We start from the raw sequence: 23,207 nt of genomic DNA on the forward strand, positions 1-23,207 counted from the left end.
ATGCATGCTCCTTTTCGAATCCTCAATGACGCTCTCCGTGTGCGCGCAGTCGGAGAGTCGTCGCGGCATCCGCTCTACACCTTCCTCGGTGAGTCCGACGGCGACGAAGCCGCGTTGAGCGCCGTGGAGTTGGAGCGGCAGGCACGGCGCATCGCCGCCGCGCTGCAAGCGCGTGGTGCCGTGGGGCAGCGGGTGCTGTTGCTCTATCCGCCCGGGCTCGACTACCTCGCGGGTTTCTTTGGCTGTCTGTACGCGGGCGCGGTGGCGGTGCCGGCGTATCCACCGGACCCGACGCGGCTGGAGCGCACCCTCCCCCGCCTGCGCGCCATCATCCAGGACGCGGAGGCCACGGTGGTGCTCACCACGTCGGGCATCCTGGGACTGGCGGACTTCGTCTTCGAGCAGGCCCCGGACTTCCGCGCGCTCCAGTGGTTGTCCACCGATGACCTGCCCGTGGGCGGCGAGGATGCGTGGCGCGAGCCCGACCTGGGGCCCGACACGCTGGCGTTCCTCCAGTACACGTCGGGCTCCACGGGGACGCCCAAGGGCGTGATGCTGTCCCACGCCAACCTGCTGCACAACCTGGGGCTCATCTCTGGAGCGTTCCAGGTGCGCCGCGACAGCGTGGGCATCATCTGGCTGCCGCCGTACCACGACATGGGGTTGATTGGCGGCATCCTCCAGCCGTTGTTCGGCGGCTTCACCGTCACGTTGATGTCGCCGATGTCCTTCCTCCAGCGGCCCATGCGCTGGTTGGAGGCCGTGTCCCGCTTCCGGGGCACCGTCAGCGGAGGCCCGAACTTCGCCTTCGAGCTGTGCGCGCGTCGCGCCACGCACGAGGACGTGAAGGCCCTCGACTTGAGCTCGTGGGAGGTGGCCTTCTGTGGCGCGGAGCCCATCCGCGCCGCCACGTTGGACCGCTTCGCGGAGGTGTTCGCTCCCGCGGGCTTCCGACGTGAGGCGTTCTATCCCTGCTATGGGCTCGCGGAAGGCACCCTCATCGTCACCGGTGAGGAGCAGGGCCGTGTGCCGCGCGTGCACCTGCTCGACGAGGCCGCGCTGTCCCAGGGCAAGGCCGTGCGAGTGGCCCCCGAGACGTCTGGTGCCCGCGCGCATGTGAGCAGCGGCGCGACGCTGGCCGAACAGCGACTGCTCATCGTCGACCCCGAGACAAAGGTGCCGCGCGCGCCGGGTCAGGTGGGGGAGATCTGGGTGTCCGGTGGGAGCGTGGCACAGGGGTACTGGCGCAAGCCGGAGCAGTCGCAGGAGACCTTCCAGGCCCGTCCCGTGGGCGCCGAGGAGGGACCGGCCTATCTGCGCACCGGTGATTTGGGGCTGCTGCTCGACGAGGGGCAGCTCATCGTCACCGGGCGTCGCAAAGACCTCATCATCCTGCGCGGTCGCAACCTGTACCCGCAGGACGTGGAGGCCGTGGTGGAGCGCGCGCACCGGCGCGTGCGGCCCGGTGGCGTGGCTGCCTTCGGAGTCGAGACGCCGGACGGTGAGTCGCTCGCGGTGGTCGCGGAGGTGGCGCGAGAGCTGGCCGAGTCGGGCGATACCGAGGCCCTGACCGCCGTGGCGGACGCGCTGCGACAGGCCATTGCCCGTGAGCTGGAGGTCCAGCCCAGGACGGTGGCGCTGCTTCCGCCCGGCTCCATTCCGAAGACGTCGAGCGGGAAGATTCAGCGCTTCGCCTGCCGCGCGGGGCTCGCCTCGGGTGAGCTGACCGTGCTGTGGCGCTCGGACCTCAACACCGTGGCCTCGGCGAGCGTCGGCGTGGCCGCTTCCGCTGGGTCCACGGACGTCGGCACGGCCGCACCGGCTGTCGCGCTGGAGCCGTCCGTGAAGACTTCGGGCCCGTCCACCGAGGAGCTGGAGCGCGCGCTTCGCGAGGAGCTCGCCGCGGTGCTCGGTGCCGCCGCGGGCACCGTGGAAGTGGATGCACCGTTGACGCGCCTGGGCCTGGACTCACTGGGCGCGGCGGACCTTCAGGTGCGCATCGAGAAGCGACTGGGGGCTCGAGTCTCCGCCGCCACGCTGCTCCAGGACGTCAGCCTCCAGGGACTCATCGCCGAGCTGTCGAAGGGCTCCCAGGGTGCGCTCGCCCCAAGCTCCGGACCCGTGGCCCGTGGAAGCACGAACACGGGGCCAGTGCCGGCCTCGTTCGCGCAGCAGCGGCTCTGGTTCATCCAGCAGCTCGAACCGGCCTCCACCGCCTACCACATCCCCCTCGCCTTCACGTTGCGCGGCCCCTTGGACACGGGCGCGCTGGAGGGCGCGATCAACGAGCTGGTCCGACGTCATGACGTCCTGAGGACCACGCTCACGTCCAAGGATGGCGAGCTGCTCCAGCACGTGCATGCGCCGACCGCCGTGGCCATCGAGCGCGTGATCACCGACGCGGATGACCTCGTGGACCACGCCATTGTCCTGGATGCGGTGGCCGTGCGTGACGGCCGGCGGCCCATGGACCCGGCGACGGGTCCGCTCCTTCGCTTCAGCCTCGTGTGCTTCGCGGCCGAGGACCATGCCCTCGTCGTCTCCGTGCACCACCTGGTCGCCGACGGATGGACGGTGGGCTTGATGGCGCGTGAGCTGGCGACCCTCTACGGGGCGTTCAGCGCGGGACGGCCCTCGCCGCTGCCCGAGCCGACCCTCCAGTACGGCGACTTCTCCGCGTGGCAGCGCGAGCACCTCACGCCCCAGGCCCTCCGCAAGGAGCTGACGTGGTGGAAGCAGACGCTCGCGGAGGCCCCTTCGCTGCTCGCGCTCCCCACGGACAGGCCTCGGCCACAGCGGCTCTCGTTCCACGGTGCGCGCCGCTCGCGCCTCTTGCCCGCGGCGCTGATGACGAAGCTCCATGCACTGGGGCGACGTGAAGGCGTCACGCCGTTCATGAGCGTGGTCGCCGCGCTGTCCACCGTCCTTCATCGCTGGAGCGGACAGGCCGACTTCGTGCTCGGCTCCGCCGTCTCCGGACGTGAGGTCCCTGGCATTCGCGGACTGCTGGGCGACTGCACCAACTTCATCCCGCTGCGCGTGCGGCTCCCGGCCGAGGCCACCGTGACGGGGCTGCTCGCCGCGGTGAAGCAGAGCACGCTCGGCGCGATGGCCCACGGACATTGCCCGTTCGACCATGTGCTCGCGGCCGTGCAGCCGGGCTCGCAGCGGCGCGAGCTGTACAACGTCGCCTTCGTCCTGGACGACTACGACATCCCGCGCGACCTGGCCGTGGGCAACGGCCTGACGCTGGGCGTATCCCTGCTGGACAACCGCACCACCGAGCTGGACCTGACGTTCGAGGCGGCACACGGACCCGAGGGCCTGCTGATCGGCTGCAAGTACGCGGCGGACCTCTTCGACGAGGAGACCATCGACCGACTGCTGGGCCACCTGGAGGTGGTCGTGGGCGGCATGGTGGAAGCCCCTGGCCAGCGCATCGCCGAGCTGCCGTTGATGACGGAGGCCGAACGTCAGCACGTGCTGCACGCGTGGAACCCGCGCGTCGACGCACCGAGCGACGGCACGCTGGTGGAGCGCTTCGAGGCGCAGGTGGACCGCACGCCGGACGCCATCGCCGTCACCTTCGAATCCAATCACCTGACGTACCGAGACCTGGATGCGCGCGCCAACGGACTGGCGCAGGTGCTGCTGCGCCATGGCGTGGGGCCCGACGTCCTCGTCGGCGTGTGCCTGGAGCGCGGCCTGGACCTGGTGGTGGCCCTGCTCGGCATCCTCAAGGCGGGCGGCGCCTACCTGCCGTTGGACCCGTCGTACCCCAAGGAGAACCTCGCGTTCATGCTGGAGGACGCGCAGGCCCCTGTCCTCATCACGCAGACCTCGCTGGAGGACCGCGTGCCGGCGCCCGGCGCCGCCGTGGTGCGCCTGGACGCCGAGCCGTCCGTCTCCGCCCCCGCGCCTCGCCCGCCGCGCTGCAATGCCCCGAGCGACCTCGCCTACGTCATCTACACCTCAGGCTCCACGGGGCGTCCCAAGGGCGTGATGGTGCGGCACGACAACGTCGTGCGCCTCTTCACCGCGACGGACGCGTGGTTCCACTTCGGCCCCGAGGACGTGTGGACGCTGTTCCACTCGTACGCGTTCGACTTCTCCGTCTGGGAACTCTGGGGCGCGCTGCTGTACGGCGGCCGGCTGGTGGTGGTGCCGTACTGGGTGAGCCGCTCACCCGAGGCCTTCCATCGACTGCTCGTGGACGAGCGCGTCACCGTCCTCAACCAGACGCCCACCGCGTTCCGCCAGCTCATCCACGCCGAGCAGCAGGCCGCCGCACTCGGTCCTCTCCCCACGCTGTCCCTGCGCTACGTCGTCTTCGGCGGTGAAGCGCTGGACCTGGCCGCGCTGCGCCCCTGGTTCGAGCGGCATGGCGATGAGCGTCCGACGCTCGTCAACATGTACGGAATCACCGAGACGACGGTCCACGTCACCTACCGTCCCGTGAGGATGGACGACGTGGAGCGCCCGTGGTCCAGCGTGATTGGCGCGCCGATTCCGGACCTTCAAATCTACCTGTTGGACGCGCTCGGCCAGCCCGTGCCCGTGGGTGTCCCCGGAGAAATCCACGTCGGTGGCGCGGGTGTGGCCCGTGGCTACCTGCGACGCCCCGAGCTGACCTCCGCGCGCTTCGTGGAAGACCGCTTCGGCCCGGTGCGGGGACGCAGGCTGTACCGCGCGGGGGACCTGGCACGGCGCCTGGCCTCCGGAGATCTGGAGTACCTGGGCCGCATCGACAACCAGGTGAAGATTCGAGGCTTCCGCATCGAGCTGGGGGAGATCGAGTCGTCGCTGAGCACGCATCCCTCGGTGCGCGAAGCCGTGGTGATGGCCCGCGAGGACTCACCTGGGGACAAGCGCCTGGCGGCGTACGTCGTCCTCGGGGACCTGGATACGTCGGGCACCGTGGAGCAGACGGCGCAGTGGAAGGCCGTCTACGACGAGACGTACGCCCAGGGTGAGCGCAGCGAGGACCCCACCTTCGACATCTCCGGCTGGAACGACAGCTACACCGGAGGGCCGCTCCCCGCGACGCAGATGCGCGAGTGGGTGGACACCACGGTGCGGCAGATTCTGGCCCTGCGTCCTCGCCGGGTGCTGGAGCTGGGCTGCGGCACGGGCCTGCTGCTGTACCGGCTGGCGCCTCGGTGCGAGGCCTACTGGGGCGTCGACTTCGCCCGGCCCGCGTTGGACCGCATCGAGCGGCAGAAGGAGCGCCTGGGCGAGTCCCTCCGCTCCGTCTCGCTGCTGCACCGGAGCGTGGATGACCTGTCGGGAATCGAGCCAGGCTCGTTCGACACCGTCATCCTGAACTCCGTCATCCAGTACTTCCCGAGCGGCGACTACCTCCTCCAGGTGCTGCGCGGAGCGGTGGCGGTGCTGAAGCCCGGGGGCCGCATCTTCCTGGGCGACGTGCGCAACCTGGAGTTGCTGGAGTCCTTCCGCGCCTCGGTGCGACTGCACCGCGCGCCGCCGAACCTGCCGACGTCACAGCTCCAGTACCGCGTGCAGCGCGACGTGCTGGCCGAGGAGGAACTGGTCCTCTCGCCCACGTTCTTCACCTCGCTGCCCGCACGAGTGCCGGGCGTCTCCCGGGTGGAGGTGCTGCCCAAGCACGGGCGCTACGACAACGAGCTGAGCCGCTTCCGCTACGAGGTCATCGTCCACGTGGGCGAGGCCACCGCGGCTTCGCGCCCCGAGTGGGTGGACGGTGGCGCCCTGTCGCTGGAGACGCTGCGCCAGAAGCTCGAAGCCCAGCCCACGCTGCTGGCCGTGCGGGGCCTGCCCAACGCCCGCGTGCTGGATGACACCCGACTGGTCGCCCTGCTGTCCGGCTCCGGTCGGCCTCCGAATGTCGGGGCGCTGCGCGAGGTGCTCCGCGACTGGCCCGGCTCGCGAGGCGTGGAGCCGGAGGATCTCTACGCCCTGGGCGGAGTGCTGGGCTACGACGTGAGGGTGAGCTGGGCCGGCGCGCATGCGGACGGCTCCCTGGACGTCGTCTTCACTCGAGCCGGTGAGGCTGTGCGGCTCGACCTCACGCCGGAGCCGTCCGGCGAGCTGGTCCCTGTTTCGAGGCTCGCGAACGACCCGCTGCGCGGAGCCCGAAGCGCTCGCGAGGTGGCTCGCATCCGTCAGTCCCTCACGGAGCGCTTGCCGCCGCACATGGTGCCGTCGGCCTTCGTCGTGTTGCCGTCGCTGCCGCTGACCCCCAGCGGCAAGGTGAACCGTGGCGCGCTGCCCGCTCCCGAGGCGGACCGCTCCGTCATCGAAGACGAGTACCTGGCGCCGCGAAACCCCACCGAGGAGGCCATCGCCCGCATCTTCTCCGAGGTGCTGGGCCACTCCCGCGTGGGTGCACGGGATGACTTCTTCGCGCTGGGTGGACACTCGCTGCTGGCCACGCAGGTGGTGACGCGGCTGCGCGCGCAGCTCGGCGTCTCGCTGTCCCTTCGCGCCCTGTTCGAGGCGCCCACCGTCGAGCGGCTCTCCGAGCGCATCGCACCACTTCAGGGCGCGACGTCGGTCGAGGCTGTTCCCCTGGAGCGATTGACCCGCTCCGGAACGGTGGACGCGCTCGCCGTGTCCTTCGCGCAGCAGCGCCTCTGGTTCCTGGAGCAACTCCAGCCCGGACAGGCCGCGTACAACATCCCCGTGGCCCTGCGGCTGACGGGACGACTCGACGTCGAGTCCCTGCGTCGGACCTTCGCGGAGGTCGTCCGTCGGCACGAGCCCCTGCGGACGACGTTCGCCTCGCGCGATGGCCAGCCCGTGCAGCTCGTCCACCCGGCGCCCGAGTCATGGACCCTGGCGGTCGAGGACCTGAGCACTTTGGACGCTTCAACACGCGAGGACGCCGTGAAGCGCCGCGTCTCCGAGGAGGCGCACCACGCGTTCGACCTGGAGCACGGCCCCCTGCTGCGCACGGCGCTGCTCCGACTGGGCGCCGAGGAGCACCTGCTCCTCTTGTGCATGCACCACATCGTCTCGGACGGTTGGTCCATGGGCGTGCTCGTGCGCGAGGTCGCGGTGCTCTACGCGGCCCTCTCCTCGAATCGTCCGGCCACCCTGCCCGCGCTCCCGGTCCAGTACGCGGACTACGCGGCATGGCAGCGGCGACTGATTGAGAACGCGGCCGAGAGCACCCAGCTCGAAGCATGGCGCGCGCACGTCCAGGGGACTCCTGTCCTGGAGCTGCCGACGGACTTCTCGCGCCCCGCCGTGCGCACCTCGCGCGGTGCGACCGAGTTCTTCACCGTGCCGGCTGACCTGGTCTCCAAGTTGGAGAAGCTGGGACAGGCCGAGGGCGCCACGCTCTTCATGGTGCTGCTGGCGGGCTGGCAGACGCTGCTGGCGCGGTACTCCGGCCAGACGGACTTCTGCGTGGGCACCCCCGTGGCCCATCGCACGCGGCCGGAGCTGGAGGGGCTGATCGGCTTCTTCGTCAACACGCTCGCGCTGCGTGCACGGCTCGATGGCGACCCGAGCTTCGTGGAGTTGTTGAGCCGGGTTCGGGAAGAGTCCCTCGCGGCCTTCGCGCATCAGGACGTGCCTTTCGATCGGCTCGTCGAGGCCCTGGGCGGCGAGCGCGACCTGTCACGCACGCCGGTGTTCCAGTCGGTGTTCGTGCTCCAGAACGCTCCGCTGCAGCCCCCGTCGCTGCCGGGCCTGAGCGTGGACCTCCTGCCGACGGCGACGGACACCTCCAAGTTCGACGTCACCGTCTCGCTGATGGAGCGCGCGGGCGCCCTCGCGGGTCAGCTCGAATACAGCCTGGACCTCTTCACGCCGGACACGGCGCGGCGACTCGTCGACCACTTCCAGCGCCTGCTGCGTGGCGTGGTGGAGGACGCTCGACGCCGACTCTCCGCGCTGCCGCTGATGTCCGAGGCCGAGCGACACCAACTGCTCGTCGCCTGGAATGACACCCGCGCCGAGTACCCGTCGGAGACGACGCTCCACGAGCGCATCTCCGCGAACGCGCGGGCCACTCCGGACGCGGTGGCCGTGGTGCACCAGGGGCAGGTGCTCAGCTACGCGGAGCTGGAGGCTCGCTCCAACCAGCTTGCTCGCCATCTCCTGGCCCAAGGCCTGGGGACGGAGCCTCGCGTGGGCCTGTGCCTGCCGCGAAGCACGGAGCTCGTGGTCGCGATGCTCGGTGTCGTGAAGGCCGGTGGCTGCTACGTGCCGCTGGACCCGGCGTGGCCCGAGCAACGACTCGCCTTCGTCATCGCTGACGCTGGCCTCTCCACCGTGCTCACGCTGGAGTCCCTCGCCTCGGTGCTCCCGTCCGGTGTGCCTTCGCGCGTGTGCTTGGACTCCGAATGGGCGCTGATCTCCCGCCAGTCGTCGGACGCGGTGGCGCTCCCGACGAACTCGGACCAGCTCGCCTACGTCACGTACACCTCCGGCTCGACGGGCATGCCCAAGGGCGTGGCCATTTCCCACCGGGCCGTGCTGCGTCTGGCGTCGGGCCTGAGTCTCGCCACGGGGCCCGAGGACGTCGTCCTCCAGATTTGTGCGCCCACGTTCGATCCCCATGCGCTGGAGGTCTGGACCACGCTGCTGGCTGGCGCACGGCTCGTCGTGTACCCGGCTCACACGCCCGAGGTGGCGGAGCTCGCACAGCTCCTCGTCGAGCAGCGGGTGACCGCCGCCGTGCTGGCCACGGCGTTGTTCGACGTCGTGCAGCAACAGCAGCCGGAGGCCCTGGCCCAGATGCCTCGGCTGGTCGTCGGCGGTGATGTGCTGCCGGTGCCCAGGGCACGGGAGCGACTGGCCCTGGGCCGCTCGCTCATCAACGCCTATGGCCCCACGGAAGTCTCCGTCGCCACCACGCAACATGCCCTGAATCCAGGGGACACGCTGGGCGACTCCATCTCCATCGGCCGCCCCCTGGCCAATACCCAGGTCTACGTCGTGGACCCGAGCTTGCGGCCCGCGCCCGTGGGTGTCCCGGGTGAGCTGCTCATCGGCGGCGCGGGACTCGCGCGGGGATATCAGGGCCAGCCCGCGCTCACCGCCGAGCGCTTCGTCCCGAACCCCTTCGCCGCCACGCCCGGCGAGCGGCTGTACCGCTCCGGTGACCGCGTGCGCTGGCGTCAGGACGGCACGCTCGAGTTCCTGGGGCGCATCGACTTCCAGGTGAAGGTGCGGGGCTTCCGCATCGAGCTGGGTGAGGTGGAGTCCGCGCTGCGTGCGCACTCCGACGTCGCCGAGGCCATCGCGCTGGTCCGCGAGGACGTGCCCGGTGACAAGCGACTGGTGGCCTACGTCTCGCCGGCCACCGTGGACACGGGCTCGCTGCGCGCCCACCTGCGCCAGCGCCTCCCCGAGTACATGGTGCCGAGCGCCTTCGTCGCGCTGGAGTCCTTGCCCCAGACGTCCCACGGCAAGGTGGACCGCAAGGCCCTGCCGACTCCGGACTTCGCCTCGGGAGCCTCGGGCTTCGAGGCGCCCGGGACGGAGCTGGAGCGTCAGCTCGCGGACGTGTTCCGCGAAGTCCTGCGCGTGGAGCGCGTGGGACGGCACGACGACTTCTTCCTGATGGGAGGGCACTCGCTGCTGGCCACGCAGGTGGTGACGCGACTGCGCGCCAGGCTGGGTGGCACGCTGTCCCTGCGCGCTTTCTTCGAGGCGCCCACCGTGGCCCGGCTCGCGGAGCGGCTCGAAGCCGCCCTGGCCGAATCCGCCGCCGAGCTGCCGCCGCTGGTCGCCCTGCCCCGTGTCGCCGAGGGAATGGAGCTGTCCTTCGCGCAACAGCGCCTGTGGTTCCTGGACCAGCTCCAGCCGGGCCTCGTCGCGTTCAACATGCCCGCCGCGCTCCGGCTGCGTGGGTCGCTCCAGGTGGACATGCTGCGCCGTGCCTTCGGGGAGGTCGCCCGTCGTCACGAGACGCTGCGCACCACCTTCTCGTCCCGCGAGGGACAGCCCGTGCAGCACATCCATCCGGCGCCCGAAGCGTGGGCCCTGGAGGTCGAGGACCTGAGCGCGCTGGAGCCCTCCGCGCGTGAGACCACCGCCGCGCGTCGAATCAGCGAAGAGGCGCACCGTCCCTTCGATCTGGAACACGGCCCGTTGCTGCGCACCGCGCTGCTGAAGCTCGGGGAGCAGGAGCACATCCTCCTCTTGTGCATGCACCACATCATCGCGGACGGCTGGTCCGTGGACGTGCTGGTGCGCGAGGTCGCCGAGGTCCACACCGCGCTCCTGGAGAACAGGAGCCCGGCGCTTCTGGAGCTGCCGGTGCAGTACGCAGACTACGCGGCGTGGCAGCGGCGCGTGCTGGAGGACGGCACGGTGAGCGCGCAGGTCGATTGGTGGCGCGCGCGACTCCAGGAGGCTCCGGTGCTGGAGCTTCCCACGGACCATGCACGCCCCGCGTCCCGGAGCTTCCGGGGCGCCATGCACTCCTTCACCCTGCCCGCGGAGCTGGTGTCGGGCTTGGAGGTCCTGGGCCGCGAGCAGAGCGCCACGCTCTTCATGGTGCTGATGACCGGCTGGCAGGCGTTGCTGGCGCGGTACTCCGGACAGCGGGACTTCACCACCGGAACCACGGTGGGACACCGCGAGCAGCCCGAGCTGGAGGGGTTGATCGGCTTCTTCGTCAACACCGTGCCGCTGCGCTTCCAGTGGAACGACGAGGACCCCACTGTCGCCACCATGGTGCAGCGGGTGAAGGAGGTCGCCCTGGCGGCCTTCTCGCATCAGGACGCGCCGTTCGACCGCGTGGTGGAGGCCCTCGGCGGCGAGCGGGACATGTCGCGCACGCCGCTGTTCCAGACCCTCTTCGTGCTCCAGAACACGCCGATGCGGGCCCCGTCCCTCTCGGGCATGCAGGTGGACCTGCTGCCGTGCACCACGGACACCGCGCGCTACGACCTCACGCTCTCGCTCATGGAGCGGGAGGGCGCGCTGGAGGGACAGCTCGAATACAGCACCGACCTCTTCACCGAAGCGACGATTCGCCGGATGGCGGAGCACCTGCGCGTGGTGCTCGACGCGGTGGCGCGAGGGAGCCGGGAGCAGCGCCTCAGCCAGTTGCCCCTGATGACCGAGGCCGAGCGTCAGCAGCTCCTCCACGTGTGGAACGACACACGGGTGGACCTGCCCGCCGTGGCGACGATTCCAGCGCTGTTCGCCGCGCAGGTCGCTCGCACTCCGTCGGCCGTGGCCGTGGAGCATGAGGGGCGGACGCTCACGTACACGCAGCTCGACGAGCGCTCCAACCAGCTCGCGCACCACCTGCGTACCCTGGGCCTGGGCGCGGAGTCGCGCGTGGGCGTGTGCCTCCATCGAGGCATGGAGATGGTGGTGGGGGTGCTCGGCATCCTCAAGGCCGGCGGCTGCTACGTGCCGTTGGACCCGTCGTACCCGGCGCACCGGCTCGCGTTCCTGTTCGAGGACTCGGGCGTGGCGGCGGTGCTCACGCAGGAGTCGCTGGAGGACGAGCTGCCCGCGGGCACCCAGCCCCTCGTGTGCCTGGACTCCGAATGGAGCGTCATCGCGCGGCAGCCCACGCACGCGGTGAGCGCGGACATCGGACCGGACCACCTCGCCTACGTCACGTACACCTCCGGCTCCACGGGAACGCCGAAGGGCGTGGCCATTCCTCATCGGGGCGTGGTGCGCCTGCTGACCGGCGCGCGCTTCGTCGACCTGGGCCCCAAGGAAGTGGTGCTCCAGCTCGCGCCGCTGGCGTTTGACGCGTCCACGCTGGAGCTGTGGGGCGCCCTGCTTCACGGCGGACGGCTGGTCATCTACTCGCAGGCGACGCCGGACCTGAAGGAGCTGGGTCAGGCGCTAATCCAGCACGAGGTGTCCCTCCTCTGGTTGACGGCCGCGCTGTTCGACCAGATGCAGCAGCACCAGCCGGAGGCCCTGGCCCGGGTGCCGCAGCTCCTCGCGGGAGGCGATGTGCTCCCCGCGCCCCGAGTGCGCGAGCGACTGGCCAGCGGACGCGGCATGGTGAACGGCTACGGCCCCACCGAGGGGACCACCTTCACCGCGTGCCACCGGCTGTCACCGGGTGACGAGGTGGGGGCGTCCGTCCCCATCGGTCGACCCATCGGCAACACCCAGGTCTTCGTCCTCGACGCGGCCCTGCAGCCCGTTCCCGTGGGCGTCCCGGGTGAGCTGTTCATCGGCGGCGATGGTCTGGCCCGAGGCTATCTGGGGCAGCCCGCGCTCACGGCCGAGCGCTTCGTTCCCCACCCCTTCGCCGCCACGCCAGGCGCGCGGCTGTACCGCTCCGGAGACCGGGTGCGCTGGGCCGAGGACGGCACCCTCCGCTTCCTGGGCCGCACCGACTTCCAGGTGAAGGTGCGTGGGTTCCGCATCGAGCTGGGCGAGGTCGAAGCCTCGCTGCGTGCCCATCCAGGAGTGCTCGAAGCCACCGCGGTGGTGCGTGAGGACTCGCCGGGAGACAAGCGACTGGTGGCGTACGTGGTGCCCGCGACGCTGGAGAGCAGCGCCCTGCGTGAGCACCTGCGTCGGCAGTTGCCGGAGTACATGGTGCCGACCGCGTTCGTCGCGCTCGACGCCCTGCCTCTTTCTCCGAACGGCAAGGTGGACCGCAAGGCCCTTCCGGCACCGGAAGTGTCCTCGGCGTCGCAGGTCTCCGAGGACGCCCTCCCCCTCCTCCAGCAGCAGCTCGCGGCCCTGTTCCGCGAGGTGCTGAAGGTGGACCGGGTGGGACCAGATGATGACTTCTTCGAGCTGGGAGGCCACTCGCTGCTGGCCACACAGCTCGTGACGCGAGTGCGTGCGCGGCTGGACGTGGACCTGCCTCTGCGCGTGCTGTTCGAGGCCCCTACGCTGGCGGGACTCGCGCAGCGCATCGAAGCCCTCATGATGCACGCCTCGCGCACGTCGATGCCGCCGCTGCTGACGGTGGCCCGCGACGAGGCGATGCCCCTGTCCTTCGCCCAGCAGCGCATGTGGCTGCTGGATCAGCTCCAGCCGGGACAGGCCGTCTACAACGTGCCCGTGGCGCTGAAGCTGTCGGGCGCGCTCGACGTGGACGTGTTGAGGGAGACCTTCGCCGCGCTGGTCCTCCGGCACGAAGTGCTCCGCACCACCTTCGCCGCCCGCGAGGGACTGCCGTTCCAGCGCATCCAGCCCGCGCCGACGCGCTGGTCCCTGCCCGTGGAGGACCTGAGCGCGCTGGAGCCCACCCGGCGCGAGGCCACGCTGCGTGCACGGATGGTCGAGGAGGCGCACCACCGCTTCGACCTCCAGCACGGCCCGCTGCTGCGCACGGTGCTCGTGCGTACCGAGCCCACCGAGCACGTCCTGTTGCTGTGCATGCACCACATCGTCTCGGACGGCTGGTCCATGGGCGTGCTGGTGCGTGAGGTGGCCGCGCTCTACGAGGCCATCGCAGAGGGCCGTGAGCCCACCCTTCCCGAGCTGCCCGTGCAGTACGCCGACTTCGCGGCATGGCAGCGGCAATGGGTGAAGTCCGAGGGCATCCAGGGCCAGCTCGAAGCCCTGCGTGCTCGCTTCGTCGGGGCCCCCGCGCTGGAGCTCCCAGCGGACACCGTGCGGCCCGCGACGCGGACGATTCGGGGCGGCAGTCACTTCTTCACGCTGCCGCCGGAACTGGTGGCGGAGCTGGAGAAGCTGGCACGCGCCGAGGGGGCCACGCTGTTCATGGTCCTGCTCGCCGCGTTCGAGGTGTTGCTGGCGCGCTACTCCGGGCAGCAGGACTTCTGCATCGGAAGCCCCGTGGCCCAGCGCACCCGGTCCGAGCTGGAGCCGCTCATCGGCTTCTTCGTCAACACGTTGGTGCTGCGCGCCCGCGTCGATGGCAACCCGACCTTCACCGAGCTGGTGGCGCGAGTCCGTGAGGAGTCGCTGGCCGCCTACGTCCACCAGGACGTGCCGTTCGACCAGCTCGTGGAGTCGCTCGGTGGTGAGCGTGAGGGCCGCAGGTCCCCGCTCATCCAGGTCATGTTCGCGTTGCAGAACGCGCCCATGCAGCCCCCCGCGCTGCCCGGCGTCCGAGTGGACGTCCTGAAGACCACGACGGACACCGCGCGGCTCGACCTCACGATGTCCCTGATGGAGCAGCAGGACGGCGGACTCGACGGTGCACTGGAGTTCAGCCTCGACCTGTTCTCCCCTGCTTCCGCCGAGCGACTGGGCCGACACTTCCGCGTCCTGTTGGAGACCGTGGCTCGTGATGCCGGCCGGCCCATTGGACAGCTTCCGTTGATGGGCGAGGAGGAACGACGCCAGGTGCTGGTGGAGTTCCAGGGCCGCACCGAGACCTACCCGCGCGACGTGTCCCTGCACTCGCTCATCGAGGCCCAGGTCCTTCGTACTCCTGGCGCCGAGGCCGTCCGCTTCGAGGACTCCGCTCTCTCGTTCGCCCAGCTCGACGCTCGCGCCAACCAGCTCGCGTGGCACCTGCGCTCTCTCGGTGCTCGACCCGGCGTCCTCGTCGGTGTCTGCCTGGAGCGCTCGCTCGACCTCGTCGTCGCGCTGCTCGCCGTCCTCAAGTCTGGCGCCGCCTACGTCCCCCTGGACCCGGCCTACCCCCGTGAGCGCCTCGCCGGAATGTTGGAGGACGCAGATGCTCCCGTCCTCGTCACCCACGAGCACCTCAAGACCGTCCTCCCGCCCCACGCCTCTCGCGTGCTGTGCCTGGACTCCGACTCGGCCGCCGTCTCACGTCAGCCCACGACGACTCCCGCGCCCCTGGCCGGCGCCGATTCGCTCGCCTACGTCATCTTCACCTCGGGCTCCACCGGCCGCCCCAAGGGCGCGATGAATGCCCACTCCGGCATCGTCAATCGCCTCCTGTGGATGCAGCAGCAGTACGCCCTCACGGCCTCCGACACCGTCCTTCAGAAGACGCCCTTCTCCTTCGACGTCTCCGTCTGGGAGTTCTTCTGGCCCCTCATGACGGGGGCACGGCTCGTCCTCGCCAAGCCCGGTGGACACCAGGACCCCGCCTACCTCGTCCGCCTCATCTCCGAGCAGCGCGTCTCCACGCTCCACTTCGTCCCCTCCATGCTCCGCGCCTTCCTGGAGGAGCCGGGCATTGAGAAGCTCTCCGGACTGCGTCGCGTCGTGTGCAGTGGTGAGGCCCTCACCGCGGACCTCGTGGCTCGCGCTCACTCGCGCCTGCCTGCCTCCGCCGAGGTCCACAACCTCTACGGCCCCACCGAGGCCGCAGTCGACGTCTCCTTCTTCCACTGCGCTCGCGGCGCCTCCCGGCCTTCCATCCCCATCGGCAGGCCCGTCGCCAACACCCGCCTCTACGTCCTCGACTCCCAGGGCCAGCCCGCTCCCCTCGGCGTCCCGGGTGAGCTCTTCATCGGCGGCGTCCAGGTCGGCCTCGGCTACTGGCGAAAGCCCCAACTCACCGCCGAGCGCTTCATCCCCGATGCGTTCTCCGACGCTCCCGAGGCGCGCCTCTACCGCACCGGTGACGTCGCTCGTTGGCTGCCAGACGGCACGCTGGAGTACCTCGGCCGCTCCGACTTCCAGGTGAAGCTGCGCGGCTTCCGCATCGAGCTCGGCGACATCGAAGCCGCCCTCCTCGCCCATCCCTCTGTCCGCGACGCCGTCGTCCTCGTCCGTGAAGACTCTCCCGGCGATCAGCGTCTCGTCGCCTACGTGGTCCAGGAGTCCTCGTCGTCCGACACCAGCGGGCTGAAGGACCACGTCGCGGCTCGACTGCCCACCTTCATGGTGCCCTCGGCCTTCGTGGCCCTCCCGGCCTTCCCGCTGTCCCCGAGCGGGAAGCTGGACCGGAAGGCACTGCCGGCCCCGGTGACACCGACGACTCCGGGAGGCGCCACCGTGCCCACCGCACCTGAACGACTCACGCCCTTCCAGCAGCGCGTCGCCGCCGCCTTCCGCGAGCTGCTGCGTGTCGAGCACGTGGGCCTGCATGACGACTTCTTCGCGCTCGGCGGACACTCGCTGCTGGCGACCCAGCTCGTCTCTCGCATCCGCACGACCTTCGGCGTCGAGCTTCCCGTGCACGCCCTGTTCGACGCCCCCACCGTGGCCCGCGTCACGGAGCTGGTCGAAGAGGGAATGCTGTTCCGGTCGACACCGTCCCAGGTGCCGCCGCTGCGTCCCATTCCCCGCGATGGGGAGCTGCCGCTGTCCTTCGCGCAGCAGCGACTGTGGCTGTTGGACCAGGTCCAACCGGGAGGCACCCAGTACAACGTGTCAGGCGCTGTCCGGCTGGAAGGCGCGCTGAACCCCGAGGCGCTGCGACAGGCCCTGGACCTCCTCGTCTCCCGTCACGAGCCTCTGCGCGCGACCTTCGCCTTGAAGGAGGGTCAGCCCACCCAGACCTTCCACCCGCACAAGCCATGGAGCCTTCCGCTCGTCGACCTCACCGACGTCGCGCCATCGGAGCGTGAGGCAGCCGCCCGCAAGTACGCCGCTGAAGAGGCCAGCAAGCCCTTCAACCTGAGCACGGGGCCGCTCCTGAACACCGTGCTGCTGAAGCTCGACACCGAGCTTCATGTGTTGGTGCTCGTCATGCACCACATCATCTCGGACGGCTGGTCCCTGGCGGTGATGGTGCGCGAGGTGGCCGTGGCCTACGAGGCCTTCTCCACCCAGAAGGCCCCCGCGCTGTCTCCGCTGCCGGTGCAGTACGTCGACTTCGCGGCTTGGCAGCGCCAGTGGCTCCAGGGAGAAACGCTCGCCAAGGAGGTCTCCTGGTGGAAGCAGCGCCTCGAAGGCGCGCCTCACGTCCTGGACCTGCCCACCGACCGACCGCGCCCCGCGCAGCGCACGCCGCAAGGTGCCTCGCACATCATCCAACTTCCGCGTGAGCTGGTGAACCGCGTCGTCGCGCTCGGACGGCAGGCCGGGGCCACGCCCTTCATGACCTTGCTGGCCGCGTGGCAGACGCTGCTCTCGCGCTACAGCCGGCAGGAGGACCTGCTCGTCGGCTCCCCCATCGCGGGACGCCGCCACGGCGAGCTGGAGGGCCTCGTCGGCTTCTTCGTCAACACGCTGGTGCTCCGCGCGCGGGTGCGTCCGGAGGACTCGTTCCGCGCGTTGCTCGCCCAGGTGCGGGAGACGACCCTCGCGGCCTACGAGCACCAGGACCTCCCCTTCGAGCGTCTGGTCGAAGAGCTGCAACCTCAGCGAGACCTCGGACGCAGTCCGCTCGTGCAGGTCGTCTTCGCGCTCCAGAACACGCCCACTCCGGCGATGAGCGTGCCGGGCCTGACGCTGCGTCAGCTCGACGTGGACAACAACACCGCGCGCTTCGACCTGGGCCTCGTCCTCGTGGAGGATGCGGACGGGCTGCGCGGCGTCATCGAGTACAGCACGGAGCTGTTCAACGCCCCCACGGTGGCTCGCCTCGCGGGCCACCTGCGCAACCTGCTCGAGGCCGTGGTGGCGGCTCCGGACCGCGCGCTCTGGACCCTGGACCTGCTCTCCACGGAGGAACGCCGCCAGCTCGCCGTCGAGTGGAATGACACCGTGCGGCCCTACCCGGCGGAGGCCACCTTCGTCGACGGGTTCTCGCGACAGGCGAGCCTGCGACCAGAGTCCATCGCCCTGGAGTCCGGCGACCAGAAGCTGACGTACGCGGAGCTGGAGGCGCGGGCCAACCGCCTCGCGCACCTGCTGCGCTCTCGCGGTGTGGGCCCCGATGTCCTCGTGGCCGTGTGCCTGGAGCGCGGCTTCGACGTGGTCGTCACCATCCTCGCCGTCATGAAGGCCGGCGGCGCCTACGTGCCGCTCGACGCCGCGTACCCGGCCCAGCGTCTGGCCTTCATGGTCGAGGACGCTCGACCGATGCTGCTGGTCTCCTCGCGCGCGCTGGGCCAGCGGCTCTCGCTCCCCGACACGGGCATGGAGAGCCTGTTCCTGGAGGAGCTGAAGCTGGACTCGTGGCCAACCACGCCCCCCAGCTCCGGGGCCGGTCCACGCAACCTCGCGTATGTCATCTTCACGTCGGGCAGCACGGGGCGGCCCAAGGGCGTGGCCATCGAGAACCGGGGCCTGCTGCGCCTGTGCCACTCGGAGCGGTATGCGCGGTACGGGGCCCGTGAGACCAGCATCCTGCTGGCGCCCATCTCGTTCGACGGCTCGGTGCTGGAGCTGTGCCCGTCGCTGCTGCACGGCGGCCGAGTGGTCATCTACCCGGCCAACGCCGTCCCCAGCGACCTGGACACGCTGGGCTCGGTCATGGAGCGGCATGGTGTCTCGTTCACGCACCTGCCATCGGGACTCTTCGCGCAGCTCGTGGAGCACCGTCCCGACATCCTCGCGCGCCTGAAGGAGATTCACGTCGGCGGTGAGGTCCTCTCCGCGCCCCACGCGCATCGCGCGCTGTCGTCGGTGCGCGGGTCGCTGACCAATGCCTACGGACCCACCGAGGTCTCGGTCATCGCCACGACCTACTCCATCCAGGGGTCCATGCCCGGTGGCGTCTCGTTCCCGATTGGAACGCCCATCGACAACACGCAGGCGTATGTCCTGGATGCCCGGCAGCAGCTGGTGCCCGTGGGCGTCCCGGGCGAGCTGTACCTCGGTGGCCTTGGCGTGGCGCGCGGCTACGTGTCGCGTCCGGACCTCACCGCCGAGCGCTTCGTCCCGAACCCCTACGGCAACCTTCCGGGTGAGCGGCTCTACCGCACGGGCGACGTCGTCCGTTGGCGGAGCGAAGGGGTGCTGGAGTTCATCGGTCGCACGGACCATCAGGTGAAGATCCGCGGCTTCCGTATCGAGCTGTCCGAAGTGGAAGCCGCGCTGGCCGCGCAGCCCGCGGTGCACGAGGTCGTCGCCGTCGTCCGCGAGGACGTCCCTGGTGACAGGCGACTGGTGGCCTACGTCTCCGTGCGAGAGGGCCAGGCGTTGGACACGGCCGATCTGCGCGCGGGGCTGCGTCAGCGGCTCCCCGAGTACATGGTGCCCTCGGTCATCGTCACGCTGCCCACCTTGCCGCTCAACTCCACGGGCAAGGTGGACCGCAAGGCCCTGCCGAAGCCGGACGCCGCCTCCACGGGACGACAGGGTCGCTTCGTCGAGCCCGCCAATCCGCTGGAGCAGCGCATCTCCGCCATCTGGGCGAAGGAGCTGGGCACTGAGCGCGTCGGCGTGCATGACCACCTCTTCGAGGAGCTGGGTGGCACGTCCCTCTCCGTCGTGCGCATCGCCGCGCGACTGCGAGAAGAGCTGGGCCAGCCGCTGCCCGTGGTGTGGCTGTTCGAGCACCCCACCGTGCAGGGCCTCGCACGCATGCTGGAGAAACAGGGCGAGGAGGCCACGGCCCCGGCGGCACCGCGAGCCGAGCCCGAGCCCCAGCGTCCCGTGTCCAGGCCCTCCACCTCCGGGGCCATCGCCATCATCGGCATGGCGGGCCGCTTCCCCGGCGCGAAGTCCGTGGACGAGTTCTGGCGCAACCTGCGCGGAGGCGTGGAGTCCATCTCCTGGTTCAAGCCCGAGGAGCTGGAGCGCATGCCCGGTCTCCCCGAGGGCATCGAACTGAACCAGCACCCGGCGTTCGTTCCGGCGGGTGGCGTGCTCGAAGGCGCGGACCGCTTCGACCATGCGTTCTTCGACATGTCCCTGCGCGAGGCGCAGTGGCTGGACCCGCAGCAGCGCCTGTTCCTCCAGTCGGCGTGGACAGCGCTGGAAGACGCGGGCATCGACCCCGATCGCTTCCCCGGGGCCATCTCCCTGTACGCGGGGGCCATCGACTCCGGCTACACGGAGGCGGTGCGCGCCACGGTGCCGCTGGATGGCGCCGCGCTCTTCGAACTCTACGGCACGGCCACCCACGAGAGCCTCGCGACGAAGACGTCCTTCAAGCTGGGCCTCACCGGTGAGAGCGTCCTCATCCACACCGCGTGCTCCACCGGATTGGTGGCCGTCCACCTGGCCTGCCAGAACCTGCTCGCCGGCATGTCCGACGTGGCCATGGCCGGGGCGACTCGTCTGTCCGTGCCGCAGCGCACGGGCTACGTGTACCAGGAGGGAATGATTCTCTCGCCGGACGGGCACTGCCGCTCGTTCGACGCGGCGGCGCAGGGCACCGTCTCCGGCAACGGCGTGGCCTGCGTCGTCCTCAAGCGCCTGGAGGATGCGCAGCGGGATGGCGATGCCATCCACGCGGTGATTCGCGCGACGGCGACCAACAACGACGGGCGCGACAAGTCGGGCTTCACCGCGCCCAGTGTGCAGGGACAGTCCGCGGTCATCCGTCAGGCGCTCGCGCGCTCCGGCGTGCCGGCCTCGGACATCGGCTACGTGGAAGCGCACGGCACGGCGACTCCGCTGGGCGACCCGATTGAAGTGACGGCGCTCCAGCGCGCCTACGGCCTGGGGCCCGAGCACCGGGGAACCATCGCCCTGGCTTCGCTCAAGTCGAACGTCGGCCACCTGGATACCGTCGCGGGCCTCGCGGGCCTCATCAAGGTCGCGCTGTCGCTGCGGCACGGAGAGATTCCTCCGAGCCTGCACTTCGAGCGCCCCAATCCGCAGATTGATTTCGACGCCACGCCTTTCTTCGTCAACACCACCCTTCGGCCGTGGCCGAGGAGCGAGACCCTGCGGCGCGCCGCGGTCAGCTCCTTCGGTATTGGCGGCACCAACGCCCACGCCGTGCTCGAGGAGTCCACGATGTCTCCGAGCGGCAGCAGCTCCCGCACGCATCACCTGTTCGTCTTGTCCGCGCGCACGCCCGAGGCGCTGGACGCCGCCTCCAAGCAGCTCGCCTCCCACGCGGAGACCCATGCCGAGGCCCTGCCCGTGGCGGATGCGGCCTTCACGCTCGCGGTGGGCCGCAAGGTCTTCGAGCACCGCCGCGTGGTGGTGGCTCGCGACGCGGCCGAGCTGACAAAACAGCTCCTCAAGCCCTTCACGCCGACGAAGGTGAAGGACTCGGAGGCCGCGCGGCGGCGCCGCATCGCGTTCATCTTCCCGGGTCAGGGGAGCCAGCAACCAGGCATGGGACGGGAGCTGCTCGACACCGAGCCCACGTTCCGCGCGCATGTCGAGGCGTGCCTGGAGCTGCTGACGCCGACGCTGCGCGCTCAGGTCCGCACGTTGCTGACCTCCGCTCCCGGTCAGGAGGCGGAGCACGCGGTGCTGCTCGCGGACACTCGCGTCGCGTTGCCGGCGCTGTTCACCGTCGAGTGCTCGCTCGCGCGGATGTGGATGGACTGGGGCATCAAGCCTCACGCCGTCCTGGGGCACAGCTTCGGCGAGTACGCCGCGGCCTGCGTCTCCGGCGTGCTGTCGCTGGAAGATGGGTTGAAGCTGGCCGTGGCCCGAGGCGAGCTGATGCACCGGATGCCTCCGGGCGCGATGCTCGCGGTGGCGTTGCCCGAGTCGCAGGTGCAGCCGCTGCTGACTGGCCGGCTGTCCCTGGCCGCGGTCAACGCGGTGGACCGCTGCGTCGTCGCGGGCCCCGTGGCGGAGGTGGAGCAGCTCCAGGAGACGCTGAAGCGCAGGGACGTCGGTGTGGTGCGGATGCCCGCGCCCCATGCGTTCCACTCGGCGGACGTGGAGCCGCTGATGCCCGAGATGTCGCGGGTGGTGGCCTCGCTGCGCCGGTCCGAGCCGACGGTGCGCTACGCCTCCAGCGTGACGGGGACGTGGGCACGGCCGGGAACGCTGGCCGCGCCCCAGTACTGGGCCGACCAGATGCGCCAGCCCGTGCTGTTCGCCGACGCGGTGGGCGCGTTGCTCGAAGAGGGTTGCAGCGTGTTGCTGGAGGTGGGGCCGGGTCAGGACCTGACGCCGCTGGTGCGCGCGTCGCTCGGTCAGGACAAGGACCGCGTGAAGGCGCTGGCCACGCTGCGACGGGGTAGCTCCACGCCGGAGCACGCGAGCCTCCTCGCGTCCGTGGGCGAGCTGTGGACCCAGGGTGTGGAGGTGGAGTGGTCCGCCTGGTTCGCGCACGAGCAGCGCCACCGACTGCACCTGCCCACGTATCCGTTCCAGGAGAAGCGCGTCTGGGTGGAGGCGAAGCCTGGGACTGCTCCGGTGCTGCCCCTGCTCGTCGCCGAGGCCGTGCAGCTGAAGGCCGCTTCCGGAGCACCGACTCCGGTCGCCGCGCCTCCGTCCGGAGCGGTCATCGCCTCCGGGCTGGAGCCCCGTCATCCCGCGACGACGGCACCGATGCCCCCGCCCGCGCTGGTCACCCCGTCGGAGTCGTCGGGGTACAGGTCCCCGCACGTGGCACCGTCGGAGCCCACGGGCCTCCGACCTGTACACGTGGCGCCGGTAGCGCCACCTCCGCCAGTCGCGGCGGACCCCGAGCCCGTGGCTGTCACGCCGGCTCGCGAGGATGCGCCGCGCGGTGCCATCGAGGAGCGGCTCGCGGGACTGTGGCGTGAGCGGCTGGGCCTGGAGTTCGTGGGTCGTGACGACGACTTCCTGGAGATCGGCGGCAACTCGCTGATGGCGGCGCAGCTCCTCAATCAGGTCCGGGAAGCGTTCGGCGTACAGCTTCCGCTGGCGGCCCTGTTCGAGGCTCCCACCGTGGCCGGCATCGCCCTGCGTCTTGAGCCGCTGCTGCGGCAGGCCCCCGTCGCCGCTCCGACGCGCGAGCTGCCCCTGGTCCCCCTGCCCCGCACGGGCGAGCTGCCGCTCTCCTTCGTCCAGGAGCGCGTCTGGCGCCTGGAGCAGCACCTCCCCGGCCTCTCCGCGTACAACATCCCGTTCGTCCTCAGACTCGAAGGCGACCTGGACGCGGCCACGCTGACACGTGCGATCCAGGAGGTCGTCCGCCGGCACGAAGCCCTGCGGACCACCTACGACGTGGTGGACGGTCGGGCCATCCAGCGCTTCCACCAGAACGTGCACATCCCGCTCCCCGTCGTCGACGTGCACGGAGCCACGCCCGAGCTGCGCGAAGCCGAGGCCATGCGCCTGGCTCGCGAGGAGGCGATGCTCCCGTTCGACCTGGTGAACGGACCTGTCATCCGGACCTCGCTGCTCCGGCTGGAGCCTCGGCATTTCCTGCTGCTGGGCAGCATCCACCACGTCGTCTGCGACACGCTCTCCACCGCGCTCTTCATCAACGAGCTGATGCAGCTCTACGGCGCCTTCAAGCAGGGCCGCCCGTCTCCCCTGCCCGAGCTCCCCATCCAGTACGCGGACTTCGGCGCATGGCAGCGCGGAGGCATCAGCGAGGGCCGCTTCCCCGAGCAGGAACAGTGGTGGCGCCAGCGGCTCGCGGGCATGCCGCGTCAGCT

1 protein-coding gene (cut by a window edge) is annotated in these 23,207 nt (G+C 70.5%); it reads left to right on the forward strand.

Translation table 11 applies throughout. From position 1 onward, the window contains the following. Nucleotides 1-23,207, forward strand: the 5' portion of a protein-coding gene (locus ACN469_RS06920) for a non-ribosomal peptide synthase/polyketide synthase (RefSeq protein ID WP_498765367.1). It continues 19,897 nt past the right edge of the window; the window shows 23,207 of its 43,104 coding nt (coding positions 1-23,207); it begins with the start codon at nucleotides 1-3; its stop codon lies beyond the right edge, outside the window.

This window comes from Corallococcus terminator, from assembly GCF_049194865.1.
Taxonomy (GTDB): domain Bacteria; phylum Myxococcota; class Myxococcia; order Myxococcales; family Myxococcaceae; genus Myxococcus; species Myxococcus terminator_A.